The following is a 12,126-nucleotide window of genomic DNA, read 5'->3' on the forward strand; positions in this document are numbered from 1 at the left end:
AACGTTATCGACGTCGAATCGCCCTAGTGTGGAGTCATGGGTCGGGTCACAGCCAGGCGGCGGGTAAAGCATGTGACCATGAACTCCGCGGTGGCGCGGCCGGAAACCCTCGTGGTCGAGGAGCCGATGGAGATCCGCGTCAACGGCGCACCCGTCACGGTGACGATGCGCACTCCGGGCTCCGATGTCGAACTCGCGCAGGGCTTTCTGCTCACCGAGGGTGTCATCGCCGGACGTGACGACGTGCTCACGGCGCGCTACTGCAGAGGCACGGGCGTCGACGACGCGGGCTTTTCGCAGAACACCTACAACGTCCTCGATGTGCGGCTGGCCCCGCATGTCGCGCCGCCCGACGTCGACGTCACGCGCAACTTCTACACCACGTCGTCGTGCGGGGTCTGCGGAAAGGCCTCACTGGAGGCAGTACAGCTGAGCAGCCGCCACGGCCCGGGCGACGACCCAACGACCATCACCGCGCAGACGCTCTCGCAGCTGCCTGCGCGGCTGCGCAAAGCGCAGAAGGTGTTCGCCAGCACGGGCGGCCTGCACGGCGCCGCGCTGTTCGACTCCGGGGGCACAACGCTCGCCGTGCGCGAAGACATCGGCCGGCACAACGCCGTGGACAAGGTCATCGGGTGGGCGGTCGAGCAGGACCGTGTTCCGCTGACGGGGACCGTCCTGCTGGTCAGCGGACGCGCTTCGTTTGAGCTGACGCAGAAGGCCGTGATGGCGGGGATTCCGGTGCTTGCGGCGGTGTCGGCGCCGTCGTCGCTGGCGGTCGATTTGGCCAGCCAGTCAGGGCTGACCCTGGTGGCCTTCCTGCGGGGCCGGTCGATGAACGTCTACACCCGTCCCGACCGCGTCGTGCACTGACGCGGCTCGTTCCTCGCCGCTTGATCGTCGTCAGGCGGGACTGATTGCCCGACTCCTCAACGCGGCTCGTTCCTCGCCGCTTGATCGTCGTCAGGCGGACTTGTCGCGACGCTCCGGACGCGACGGCTTGCGCGGCACGATCGTCGGCAGCACGTTGTCCTGCACGGTCTCCTTGGTGACGACCACCTTGGCGACGTCGTCACGGCTGGGGATGTCGTACATCACCGGAAGCAGGACCTCTTCCATGATGGCGCGCAGTCCGCGAGCACCGGTGCCGCGGTGGATGGCCTGATCGGCGATCGCCTCGAGCGCCTCGTCGGTGAACTCGAGTTCGACGCCGTCCATCTCGAACAGGCGCGTGTACTGCTTCACCAACGCGTTCTTGGGCTTGGACAGGATCTGCACAAGGGAGTCCTTGTCCAGATTCGTCACCGACGCCACCACCGGCAGGCGGCCGATGAACTCCGGGATCAACCCGAACTTGATCAGATCCTCGGGCATGACCTCGGCGAAGTGGTCGGCGGTGTCGACGTCGGCCTTCGAATGCACCTCGGCGCCGAAGCCCAGGCCGCGCTTGCCGACGCGGTCGGACACGATCTTCTCCAGACCCGCGAACGCTCCCGCCACGATGAACAACACGTTGGTGGTGTCGATCTGGATGAACTCCTGGTGCGGATGCTTGCGGCCGCCCTGTGGAGGCACCGACGCCTGCGTTCCCTCCAGGATCTTCAGCAGAGCCTGCTGGACACCCTCACCGGAGACGTCACGGGTGATCGACGGGTTCTCGCTCTTGCGGGCGATCTTGTCGACCTCGTCGATGTAGATGATGCCGGTCTCGGCGCGCTTGACGTCGTAGTCGGCGGCCTGGATCAGCTTGAGCAGAATGTTCTCGACGTCCTCGCCCACGTATCCGGCTTCGGTCAGCGCGGTGGCGTCGGCGATCGCGAACGGCACGTTGAGCATCTTGGCCAACGTCTGCGCCAGGTAGGTCTTACCGCAGCCGGTCGGACCCAGCATCAAGATGTTGGACTTGGCCAGTTCGACGGGTTCGGAGCGCGAATCGCGGCTCTTCTCCCCCGCTTGGATGCGCTTGTAGTGGTTGTAGACGGCGACCGCGAGCGTGCGCTTGGCGGTGTCTTGTCCGATGACGTAACCCTCGAGGAACTCGCGGATCTCCGCGGGTTTGGGCAACTCGTCGAGCTTTACGTCGTCCGCATCGGCGAGTTCCTCTTCGATGATCTCGTTGCAGAGATCGATGCACTCGTCGCAGATATAGACGCCCGGACCCGCAATGAGCTTCTTAACCTGCTTTTGACTCTTGCCGCAGAACGAGCACTTCAGCAGGTCACCGCCGTCTCCAATGCGCGCCATGGTGGTGGGGTCCTACTTTCCTCGCAGCCGATGAAGCTTCTTTTCGGTGGTTGCCTCGGGTGGTGAACCCGACGCTACCCGTTTGTTCCCGCGCGAGGCGACCGACAAAGCCGAATCGCGCCAGTGGTATTCATCTGTGTTCGCGCCAACATATCGTCTGATTACCCTCGGACCCCAGCGAACGCGCCGCCGTGTCGTTGGCGTGTCGTGGCCGTGACCGGACCGAGAGGGCGTCGGCACCCAAAGTACCCGTTATCGGCGCGGTGCACGCCGGCGCCGATTCGGTGTGACGCTATCGGCGCCCGGGGCCTGCGGGACCCGGCCCGGCCGGTCCCGGCCCGACCGGACCCGGACCAGCGGGGCCCACCACTCCTCCGACACCGACGGGACCTGCGGGCCCGACGACGGGGTTCGGGGGGTTGACATAAACGGTCGCGTCGACGGGCACGCATTGGAGCGAGTAGACGTCCCAATACGTCCCTGCGGGACAGGGCGGTTCCTGAGCCTGACCGACCGCCGGCGAGGCGATCTGGGCCAGGCCGCAAACCGCGGCCGTCGCCGCCAACGCGGTCATCGCGAAACCCGCTCGCATCCCAACTGTCATCGCGGTCCTCCCTGGCCGTCCGCCCGTGCAGACGAACAGCGTGCCACGCCAAAGGCAGACGCGAACCGCATTTCGCGCGGTTGCGGGACAGATCAGGCGGTCTGGGCCGACAGCTTGCGGTACTCCAGAACGGTGTCGATGACGCCGTAGTCCTTAGCCTCTTCGGCGGTCAGGATCTTGTCGCGGTCGGTGTCCTTGCGGATCTGCTCGGGGGTCTTGCCCGTGTGGTTGGCCAGCGTGACTTCCATCAGCGTGCGCATCCGCTCGATCTCCTTGGCCTGGATCTCGAGATCGGAGAACTGGCCCTGGATGACGCCGGCCAGCGCGGGCTGGTGAATCAGCACGCGAGCGTTGGGCAGCGCCATGCGCTTGCCGGGGGTGCCCGCGGCCAGCAACACCGCGGCCGCCGAAGCGGCCTGGCCCAGGCACACCGTCTGGATGTCGGCTCGGACGTACTGCATGGTGTCGTAGATCGCCATCAGCGAGGTGAACGAGCCGCCCGGGGAATTGATGTACATGGTGATGTCGCGGTCAGGGTCGAGCGACTCCAGCACCAGCAACTGGGCCATGATGTCGTTCGCCGACGCGTCGTCGACCTGCACACCGAGGAAGATGATGCGTTCCTCGAACAGCTTGTTGTACGGGTTGGACTCCTTGACGCCGAAGCTCGAGTGCTCGATGAACGACGGCAGGATGTAACGGGCCTGAGGCTGAATCACGGCACCGCCGTGGGGCTGCAGGCGGGCGTCGGCCTGAGGATGCAAGTGATCGGTCATTTGTCTAGTCCTGCTCCTGGTCCTGAGCCGTTGACGCTCGCGCTGGTGATGATGTGGTCGACGAAGCCGTACTCGAGGGCCTCCTGCGCGGTGAACCAGCGGTCGCGGTCGGAGTCGGCTTCGATCCGCTCGATGGGCTGCCCGGTGAACTCGGCGTTCAACCGGAACATCTCCTTCTTGATCACCGCGAACTGCTCGGCCTGGATCGCGATGTCGGCCGCACCGCCGGTGATGCCGCCGAGCGGCTGGTGCATCAGGATCCGGGCGTGTGGCAGGGCGTAGCGCTTACCCTTCGTGCCCGCCGCGAGCAGGAACTCGCCCATCGAGGCGGCCATACCCATGGCGTAGGTGGCGACGTCGCACGGCGCCAGCACCATGGTGTCGTAGACCGCCATGCCGGCGCTGATGGAGCCGCCGGGCGAGTTGATGTAGAGGTGGATGTCCTTGGTGGGATCCTCGGCCGACAGCAGCAGAATCTGCGCGCAGAGCTTGTTGGCGATGTCGTCATCGACCTGCGAGCCCAGGAAGATGATCCGCTCCGCCAGCAAGCGCTCATAGACCGAGTCGACAAGGTTGAGGCCTTGCGAGGCGCCACGCATGTGGGTCACGTCTGGATACCTGCTTTCTTCAAGAGCTTGATACTCACCGACACTAACCAACCCGCGCGGGCGTGCAGTCCCTAGACGGGCCGCGTTCGCTCTCAGCGTCACTTCGCGTCGGCCGACTCCTCGTTCGCTTGTGACTCGGCGGCGTCGGAGGCGTCTTCGGCAGCTTCCTCGGTCTGCTCTTCGGACCGGCCGAAGAACTCGGTGGTGTCGATCACGTTGCCGTCGGAGTCTTTGACGGTGGCGGCCTCGACGACAGCGGCCAGCGCCAGCCCGCGACGCACGTCGGCGAACAGCGCGGGCAGCTGGTTGTTCTGCTGCAGCGACTGGATCAGCTGCTGCGGCTGCAGGCCGTACTGCTGAGACATCAGCATCAGGCGCTCGCTGATGTCGTTCTGGCCGACCTGGACGTCGAGCTTGTCAGCGATTGCATCGACCAGCAGCTGCGTCTTGACCGCCTTCTCCGCGTTGGTGCGATTGTCGGTGTCGAACTGCTCGCGGCTGCTGCCTTGGGCTTCGAGCGCCTCGGCCAGACGCGCCTCGTCGTGGTCGAGCCCGTGGATGGCGTTGTGTAGCGCGTCGTCGACCTGGGCCTGCACCACGTTCTCCGGCAGCGGCACCTCGACCTGCTCGAGCAGCGTCTCGAGCACCTTGTCGCGGATCTTCTCGGCCTGCTGCACCCGCTTGACCCGGCGCACCTGCTCGACAAGTGACTCCTTGAGCTCATCCATGGTGTCGAATTCGCTTGCCAGCTGGGCGAATTCGTCGTCGGGCTCGGGCAGCTCGCGCTCCTTGACCGACTTGACGGTGACGGTCACCTGCGCGTCCTTGCCGGCGTGCTCACCGGCGGCCAGTTTGGTGGTGAAGACGCGGGTCTCCCCCTCCTTGAGCCCGACGATCGCCTCGTCGAGACCGTCGATCAGTTGGCCCGAGCCGACCTCGTGCGACAGCCCCTCGGTGGCGGCCTCGGCCAGCTCCTGGCCGTCCACGGTGGCCGACAGGTCGATGGAGACGAAGTCGCCGTTCTCGGCGGCGCGCTCCACGCCTGTGAGGGTTCCGAAGCGTGCGCGCAGCGACTGCAGTTCGGCGTCGACTTCTTCGTCGGTCACCTCGATGGCGTCGACGGTCAGGGTCAATTCCGACAGGTCGGGAAGCTCGATCTCGGGGCGAACGTCGACCTCGGCCGTGAACGTGAGGTCCTGGCCGTACTCCTTGTTGGTGATCTCGATCTCCGGCTGGCCCAGCGGCTGCACCTCGGAGCTGGTGACCGCCTCGCTGTAGCGGCCGGGAAGGGCCTCGCTGACCACCTGGTCGAGCATCGCCTCGCGGCCGACGCGGGCCTCGAGCAGCTTGCGCGGCGCCTTGCCGGGACGGAAGCCGGGGAGCCGGACCTGCTTGGCCAACTGGGCGAACGCGCGGTCGAAGTCGGGTTCGAGCTCGGTGAAGGGCACCTCCACGTTGATGCGCACCCGGGTGGGGCTCAACTTCTCGACGGTGCTCTTCACGATCTTGCTCCTCATATTCTGGTTCGGTCGGTGTCGCAGTCGGGGTGACAGGATTTGAACCTGCGGCCTTCCGCTCCCAAAGCGGATGCGCTACCAAGCTGCGCTACACCCCGTGCTCTGCACGTCGCGCCGGCGCTTGAGCGCTGCGCCTGCGCGGGCCGTCCGCAAAACACGGAACGACCACGCGAGATACTACGGGCTGGACACGCGAAGCCCTCAATTGGATTTGATTTGGCTGCCGCCGGTACGATCTGGTCTTGCTGTACATGCGGGCGTAGCTCAATGGTAGAGCCCTAGTCTTCCAAACTAGCTACGCGGGTTCGATTCCCGTCGCCCGCTCCAGAGCTACCAGCGGCAGCGCGGTAGCACGCACGACACCCGCGCGACCGACCACGCTCTGGACGAGATCATCGCTATGCTCGCGGCGATGCACACCGCCGTCGAACCGCAGGTCAACCGAAGTAGGCCATGATGCGCGTTCTGGCCATGTTCCGCGTGCACAACGGCGAGGACGTGCTGCCCAGCGTGCTCGATTCCCTGGCCGACTGGTGCGACGACGTCTACGCGGTCGACGACCGCAGCACCGACGGGACCGCGCAGATCCTGCACGAGCATCCCGCGGTCACCAACGTCGTCCACGCCCGCTCCGATCTGCCACAGACCCCGTGGCTGATCCCCGAACCGCCCGGGCTCGAATTGCTGTACCGCATGGCCGATTTCTGCCGCCCCGATTGGATCTTCATGATCGACTCCGACCAGGTGGTCGAAACCGACATCGACATCCCGGCGATGCTCGCACAAGTCCCCGACGATGTCGCGGCGCTGATGTGTCCGATGATCCCCAGCTGGGACGATCCGGACTATCCGGACATGATCCCGCTGATGGGCACCGCCGAATCAATGCGCGGACCATTCTGGCGCTGGCGTCCCGGTTTGCACGCCGGCACACGCGCGATCCACAACCCGCACTGGCCGGCCAACATCACCGAACACGGCGGCATCGGCGTCGCCAACGACGTCCGCCTGCTGCACACCGGCTGGTCGACGCTGGCCGAGCGGATCGCCAAGGTCGAGCACTACCGCAAGCTCGACCCCCACTCCGAGTTGAACTACGGCGTGCCCTACGACCGCGCCCTGCTGTTCGGGTACGCCTATGACGAGATCGACCTGCTGCGCTCCGATTACCGACGGCGGGCGTCAGGCGACTTCGACCCCGCCGAACCCGGCGCCCGGGTGCCCATCGATCGCGACCGGCTGGCGGTCGCGTCGGGCTACGGACGCCGCGCCACCGGTTTCCACCCCGGCGTCGACTTCGCGGCGGCGTCGGGAACACCGGTCCACGCGGCGACGTCGGGCACCGTCAGCCGCGTCGTGAACCTCGACGGGCTGCAATCGGTGACCATCGCGGGAGCCGACAGTGAGACCGTGTACGTCTTCCGGCCGGGCGATGACCGCCGCATCGACGTCGGCGCACAAATCGAGGCGGGCCAAGAAATCGGCGTCCTGCATGCGCACGACGAATCTGCCGATGGCTTCCTGCATTTCGAGGTCCACGTCAACGGCGAGCACGTCAACCCCGTACGCCACCTGGCGAACATGGGACTAAAGCCGTGGACACCGCCGGGGCGTCCGCGCCCGGTGTCGGGCACGTTCCCCCCGTCGTCGCCCTGCGCGATCATCGTCTGAGCTGATCCTCCAGAGCCCGCGCGGACCGGATGGTCGAACGCACCTCCTGGAGCAGCTTGGCCGGATGCTGCTGGTCCATCGCGCTGAGCCGGTTGTACTCCTGCACCCCGAAACCCGCTGACTCCAAACGGATGTCATATCGCAGTGCCAACGTCCGCAGGGCTTCGAAGTGCAGGTAGGGCACCAACGGCTGACCCGTCACCATCAGACACGACGAGCCGCGCATGCCGGCCGTCTGCGCGGCGAACGTATACGTGTCGGCGGAATTCGCCCGGCGGCGTTCGGGATCCGGTGACGGCGTCTCGAGCAGCATCACGTGAACGCCGAATTCGTTGCTGTCAGGCGGAAAGTGCCAGACCGTCTCGTTGCACTGCACTCGATCGACGCGGCGCCTCACATGCGCGCAGACCTCGTCGACATCGAGGCCGAACACGTCGCGGGCGGCGGCGACCATCAACTCGAACTCGGTACGTGCGCCAGGCGCACACGCGGCGACGGCATCGGCTTCGGAATCCAGCAGGCGTCGGGACGCCGCGGCGAGTACGACATTGCCGACTCGGCGGCTCGCGACCATCTCCCCCGCGTAGCGTGTTCGCAGCAGGTTCGTGTACCGCCCGCCGCCGATGACGATGAGGTGATCGAAGTCGGTTCCGGCGGGCTGTAACTCGGCGATGAGTCCCAGCTGGTCCGCCAATTTCTCGATCCGCTCGAGGTGATCATCAGGCAGCTCGAGACGAGGGATCAGCCACCGGACCGCCCCGCCGGCGTCCTGGTTGTGGAACCGGACCGCACTCTGGCGCCGCGCTTTGCCCCGGTAGTCCCATACCTCGCTGAACTCGTCCAGGAACGCGAGCCGTTCGCTCAATGTCTGGCCTCGCGGAACGCTTCCGCCGAACATGTCGACCAGTTCGGTCAGGGCGGGGTGAGTGCACCACGCCTCGATCTGTCCCCGATATTCCGCGGCGACGTCGCACATTTGATGCATCCTTTTCGCATACCGCCAGCGGCGCCGGGTGGTAATCATAATGCGGCATATGTCTTGAGACGGGAGCACTTTAGGTGAGGGTCCTCGTTACCGGCGGTGCCGGCTTCCAAGGGAGCCACCTTTGCGAAGCCCTCCTCGCTGCCGGACACCGCGTGACCGTCCTGAACACCTTCTCGGTGACCGGCAAGCAGAACCTGGCCGACATCGCGAACGATGACCGGGCCGACGTCGTGTTCGGTTCGGTCACCGACTGGGAATTGGTCAGCAAGACGGTGCGCGATCACGAGGTGGTTTTTCACCTGGCGGCAAATGTCAACGTCGACAAGTCGCTCAGCGACCCGAAGAGCTTTATCGAGACCAATGTGGTGGGGACCCAGAACGTTCTGGAGGCCGCCCGCGAACACGGCGCGCGGGTGATCCTCGCGTCGACCTGCGAGGTGTACGGCGACGGACATCGCTTGGGCCCGGGCTCGCTGCTGGACGAAACCGCCGAACTGAAGCCGAACAGTCCGTATGCGGCGTCGAAGGCTGCCGCCGATCGCCTCGCGTACTCCTACTACCGCTCCTACGGCATGGACGTCGCGATCGTCCGACCATTCAACATCTTCGGTGAACGCCAGAAGAGCGGCGCGTACGGGGCGCTCATCCCGATCCTCGTCCGCAAGGCGTTGACGGGCGAGGACCTTGTGATCTTCGGGGACGGAAGTGCCACCAGGGATTACCTCCACGTCAGCGACGTGGTGAACGCATACCGCCTCGTGTTGGACACGCCGGAGTTGGCGGGCCGCGCCATCAATGTCGCCAGCGGCGTGAACACGCGTGTACGCGACATCGCCGACTACATCGCGGAAAGATTCGGCACGAGGGTGGTGAACGGGCCCGCGCGGCCCGGGGAGGTGACCCGCTTTCCGGCCTCCATCGAATTCGCGCAGCAGATCGGCTTCGCTCCCGAGGTGAAGATCTGGGAGGGCATCGATCGCTACATCGAGTGGGCGAAACAACAGCCGCTCCCGGCTCGCTGAATCCCAGGACGCTACAGCTGCTTTCGGGCCTCCACGAGAACCCGAGTGGGATGGGTGACGAACCGCCCGTGCGCTTCGATGTGTTCGTGCACCGTGCGCAGGCGCGTCAGGTACGGCTCCGCGGTGAAATCCGGCACCGTCCAAATCAGCTTGCGCAGAAAGTAGACGACCGCGCCGATGTCGTAATACTCCGAAGTGAGCGTCTCAAGGCGTAGGTCGACGACCTGCAGACCCGCTGCCTCCGCCTGCGCGGCCTGGACGGAGGGCTCCATGTGCGCGCCCAGCTCCGGCATCGGGCCCATGACGGCTTCGATGAGCTCGAGCGCAGTCGCCGGCCCCGGATGCTGGGCCAGATAGGTTCCGCCCGGCCGCAGGACCCGGGCGATCTCGGTCCACCAGACGGCGATGGGGTGGCGACTGCTCACCAGGTCGAAAGCGTTGTCGGCGAACGGCAACGGCGGTTCGCCTCGAGTCTGCAGAACCACGACGCCGCGAGGATGAAGCAGACGAGTCGCTTTGGCCGCGTTGGGTGGCCACGACTCGGTAGCCGCCATCGTCGGCGGGAACTTGTCTACCCCCGCGAGCACCTCACCCCCGCCGGTGTAGAGGTCCAGCGCCGCTGACACCTCGCCCAGCCGCCGGCTGAGCAGACGCTGGAAACCCCACGACGGCCGCTCCTCGGTGGCGCGGCCGTCGAGCCAGGAGAAGTCCCACCCGTCGATGGGCTCCGCGACCGCCTCGGCGACGAGTTCCTCGAAAGATCGGCTCATCGACCTCACGCGGCCACCTCTGCGCGGTCGGGTGCGCGGGTCGCCACCACAACGGCCAGTACACACAGCATGAAGACGACGAACACCGGCCAGATTGCGACGACCTGAGCCAGCAGGCCGAAGCCCGCGCCGAGGATCCCGGTGACCACAGCGGTGAGCGTAGCGGCGAAGCTGATCAGAACTGCGCGTTGTTCTTCGGCGGCGAACGCACTGATCCACGACACCATCGCGGCCGCGATCGCGGCGTTCGACAAGACGACGAGAAAAAAGACGCCGCCGTACACCCACAAGCGTGGCTCGTCGAAGATCAGTTCGTTGGCAAGGCAGATCGCCGTCGCGACGCAGCTCACGAACGCGCTCGACACGAGCATTCCGCGTACCCCGGCGCGGCCGAACACGTTGCGCCACAGGAACGAACCGGCGACGAGCCCTGCCGCCGAACCGATCACGATCATGTGCAGGCTGCCGGCGGTGTCGACATGGGCCAGCGACGTCCGCAGCGCGAAGAACGTCTCGTTCACCAGGATCGGGACGAAGACGATCTGCGTGGTCAGGAACACCCGGTACCAGCGGGCGGTACGGAGCACGGCGAGCCCTTCGCGGAAATCGTCGACGAGACGGCGTGGTGCAGCCACCGGGCCCGGCCTCGCCGGTCCGACGATGAACGCGGCCACGAAGGCGATGCCCATCGCGGCGGCGCCCAACCAGAGCACATCGAGATGTCCGTCTGCGGTGTCGCGGTTGGGCAGCAGCGGGATGAGCAGCAACGTGGCCGCGACGGTCAGGATGGCTCCGAGCGCCTGCTGGTTGAGCACCAGCTCGTTGCGCCGGGCCGCGGTGACCATGCGCGAGATGATCTCGGCGAAGGCGTTGTTCGCCACTCCCATCGCACCGCCGATGAGCACCGACGACGACAGGAACGTGAACACCACCAGCGTGTTGTGCAGCGCGGCTGTGGCGACAATTGCGGTCAGGACGGCGATGGTGCCCGCGGCGGCGGCGATGACGACGTTCGGGCGGTGCCGTGACCGTTTGAGCAGCAGCGATGACATCGCATTCCCGAGCACGAAACCGATACTGAAGCTCGGGACGACGAACCCGGCCGCCATGTCCATGTCCTCGGCCACCAGAAGGAACGGCAGGACCGCCAGAACGCTGCCCAACTGCGCGCCCATGAAATAGAAGGCGCCGAACCCCAGCAGTACCCGATAACGGCTCTGCGCCACGGCCACCGCCGACCCACCTTTCCTGCCGGTGTCGACCGGCCTGTCGATGGTGTCAGTCCGACCAGGATTGCGCTGACGAAAGGCGGTGGATCGGTTCCGGTCTCGCGACTCCTCGGGGAGTCACCCCGCCCACCGGAACACCCACGACGAACTTCACTTCTTCGCTGAAATTGACGCTTCCGGAACAGAAACGGCGCCGCCCCCGGTCGCGCACCACCCTCTTGCACTCGTTTCATCGGCAAGCACGCTACCGAGACCTGCTCGGGTGATACGGCTTGACAATTTGCTGCTTTTGCAGGTTGGCGACACGTTTTCTGACTCTAAAGTCGGCCTATTGACACCGAATGCCATATTTCGGCCATATCTCGTTCAATGGAATGTCATCCTTTTTTTGTCAATAACTTGACTCATGACTGTCGGTGGCATACCTATCTAGGAAGGAACAATTAAAAGGGGTTTCAATGGGCCCGATCGACTTCTCGCGCGAGACAGCCGCCGCTCGCCGGCGGTGGAAAGAGCCGGGTGGAAGTGCGCCCAGTACGGATCCTCCTTTACCGTCCAAGATCAGGACGGACGATTCCTCCCGCTTGACCCCGCGTGCGGACCCGCCCCAAGGGCCGTCGCGATGAGGCGCGGGCGGGAATGTTTGGATAAGTGGACTTATGGGAATGCAATAAGTACCCTTACTCAGGGCTATAAGTGT

The 12,126-nt window shown here is 65.5% G+C and carries 11 protein-coding genes and 2 tRNA genes; 4 read left to right on the forward strand and 9 right to left on the reverse strand.

The genetic code is table 11. The features are described 5' to 3' along the window. The first annotated feature begins 36 nt into the window (after positions 1-36). Positions 37-873 carry a formate dehydrogenase accessory sulfurtransferase FdhD gene (gene fdhD, locus AU192_RS13405; protein ID WP_064396867.1) on the forward strand — a complete coding sequence of 279 codons (837 nt, stop codon included), beginning with the start codon at positions 37-39 and terminating at the stop codon, positions 871-873. 90 nt (positions 874-963) lie between these two features. On the opposite strand, the gene clpX is transcribed toward fdhD, so the two are convergent. The 6 genes from clpX to AU192_RS13430 all read right to left on the reverse strand — a co-directional run bounded on the left by clpX (position 964) and on the right by AU192_RS13430 (position 5,847). Beyond that, positions 964-2,244, reverse strand: a complete 1,281-nt coding sequence (gene clpX / locus AU192_RS13410; protein WP_064396868.1) for an ATP-dependent Clp protease ATP-binding subunit ClpX — start codon at positions 2,242-2,244, stop codon at positions 964-966. 292 nt (positions 2,245-2,536) lie between these two features. After that, the gene (locus tag AU192_RS25805; RefSeq protein WP_198957161.1) at positions 2,537-2,848 is read right to left on the reverse strand and encodes a hypothetical protein; all 312 of its coding nucleotides are present in this window, start codon (positions 2,846-2,848) and stop codon (positions 2,537-2,539) included. 92 nt (positions 2,849-2,940) lie between these two features. Further along, positions 2,941-3,624 (reverse strand): ATP-dependent CLP protease proteolytic subunit ClpP2, encoded by a 684-nt coding sequence (clpP2, locus tag AU192_RS13415; protein WP_064396870.1) that lies wholly within the window; start codon positions 3,622-3,624, stop codon positions 2,941-2,943. Continuing rightward, positions 3,621-4,223 carry an ATP-dependent Clp protease proteolytic subunit gene (locus tag AU192_RS13420; protein WP_064396872.1) on the reverse strand — a complete coding sequence of 201 codons (603 nt, stop codon included), beginning with the start codon at positions 4,221-4,223 and terminating at the stop codon, positions 3,621-3,623. The genes clpP2 and AU192_RS13420 overlap by 4 nt, the downstream gene beginning before the upstream one ends. Positions 4,224-4,330: 107 nt before the next feature. Further along, positions 4,331-5,734, reverse strand: coding sequence for a trigger factor (tig, locus tag AU192_RS13425; RefSeq protein ID WP_064397396.1), 1,404 nt, complete (start codon positions 5,732-5,734; stop codon positions 4,331-4,333). Positions 5,735-5,773: 39 nt separating this feature from the next. Then, positions 5,774-5,847: transfer RNA gene (locus tag AU192_RS13430), tRNA-Pro, on the reverse strand. Positions 5,848-6,002: 155 nt separating this feature from the next. Between AU192_RS13430 and AU192_RS13435 the strand changes: the two genes are divergently transcribed. Both AU192_RS13435 and AU192_RS13440 read left to right on the forward strand, forming a co-directional pair. Continuing rightward, positions 6,003-6,076, forward strand: a tRNA-Gly gene (locus AU192_RS13435). A 129-nt stretch (positions 6,077-6,205) separates the two neighbouring features. Next, positions 6,206-7,420 (forward strand): peptidoglycan DD-metalloendopeptidase family protein, encoded by a 1,215-nt coding sequence (locus tag AU192_RS13440; protein ID WP_064397398.1) that lies wholly within the window; start codon positions 6,206-6,208, stop codon positions 7,418-7,420. On the opposite strand, the gene AU192_RS13445 is transcribed toward AU192_RS13440, so the two are convergent. Further along, a complete protein-coding gene (locus AU192_RS13445; protein ID WP_235630204.1) occupies positions 7,410-8,396 on the reverse strand; it encodes a hypothetical protein in 987 nt (328 codons plus the stop codon). The two genes, AU192_RS13440 and AU192_RS13445, sit on opposite strands and share 11 nt — an antisense overlap. Before the next feature lie 83 nt (positions 8,397-8,479). Between AU192_RS13445 and AU192_RS13450 the strand changes: the two genes are divergently transcribed. Then, entirely contained in the window at positions 8,480-9,427 is a 948-nt protein-coding gene (locus tag AU192_RS13450) for a dTDP-glucose 4,6-dehydratase (protein ID WP_064396877.1), read from the forward strand. An 11-nt stretch (positions 9,428-9,438) separates the two neighbouring features. On the opposite strand, the gene AU192_RS13455 is transcribed toward AU192_RS13450, so the two are convergent. Both AU192_RS13455 and AU192_RS13460 read right to left on the reverse strand, forming a co-directional pair. Then, positions 9,439-10,197, reverse strand: coding sequence for a class I SAM-dependent methyltransferase (locus AU192_RS13455; protein ID WP_064397399.1), 759 nt, complete (start codon positions 10,195-10,197; stop codon positions 9,439-9,441). 5 nt (positions 10,198-10,202) lie between these two features. Next, positions 10,203-11,429: an MFS transporter gene (locus AU192_RS13460; RefSeq protein WP_064396879.1), complete on the reverse strand. Its 1,227-nt coding sequence runs from the start codon at positions 11,427-11,429 to the stop codon at positions 10,203-10,205. Between the last annotated feature and the right edge of the window lie 697 nt (positions 11,430-12,126).

Origin of the sequence: Mycobacterium lehmannii, assembly GCF_001499925.1 — a bacterium.
GTDB classification, from domain to species: domain Bacteria; phylum Actinomycetota; class Actinomycetes; order Mycobacteriales; family Mycobacteriaceae; genus Mycobacterium; species Mycobacterium lehmannii.

What these genes read in the sequence shown, in the direction of transcription:
- fdhD (WP_064396867.1), top strand. Translation starts at nt 37, where the DNA reads ATGGGTCGGGTCACAGCCAGGCGGCGGGTAAAGCATGTGACCATGAAC.
- clpX (WP_064396868.1), bottom strand. Translation starts at nt 2,244, where the DNA reads ATGGCGCGCATTGGAGACGGCGGTGACCTGCTGAAGTGCTCGTTCTGC.
- AU192_RS25805 (WP_198957161.1), bottom strand. Translation starts at nt 2,848, where the DNA reads ATGACAGTTGGGATGCGAGCGGGTTTCGCGATGACCGCGTTGGCGGCG.
- clpP2 (WP_064396870.1), bottom strand. Translation starts at nt 3,624, where the DNA reads ATGACCGATCACTTGCATCCTCAGGCCGACGCCCGCCTGCAGCCCCAC.
- AU192_RS13420 (WP_064396872.1), bottom strand. Translation starts at nt 4,223, where the DNA reads ATGCGTGGCGCCTCGCAAGGCCTCAACCTTGTCGACTCGGTCTATGAG.
- AU192_RS13440 (WP_064397398.1), top strand. Translation starts at nt 6,206, where the DNA reads ATGCGCGTTCTGGCCATGTTCCGCGTGCACAACGGCGAGGACGTGCTG.
- AU192_RS13445 (WP_235630204.1), bottom strand. Translation starts at nt 8,396, where the DNA reads ATGTGCGACGTCGCCGCGGAATATCGGGGACAGATCGAGGCGTGGTGC.
- AU192_RS13455 (WP_064397399.1), bottom strand. Translation starts at nt 10,197, where the DNA reads ATGAGCCGATCTTTCGAGGAACTCGTCGCCGAGGCGGTCGCGGAGCCC.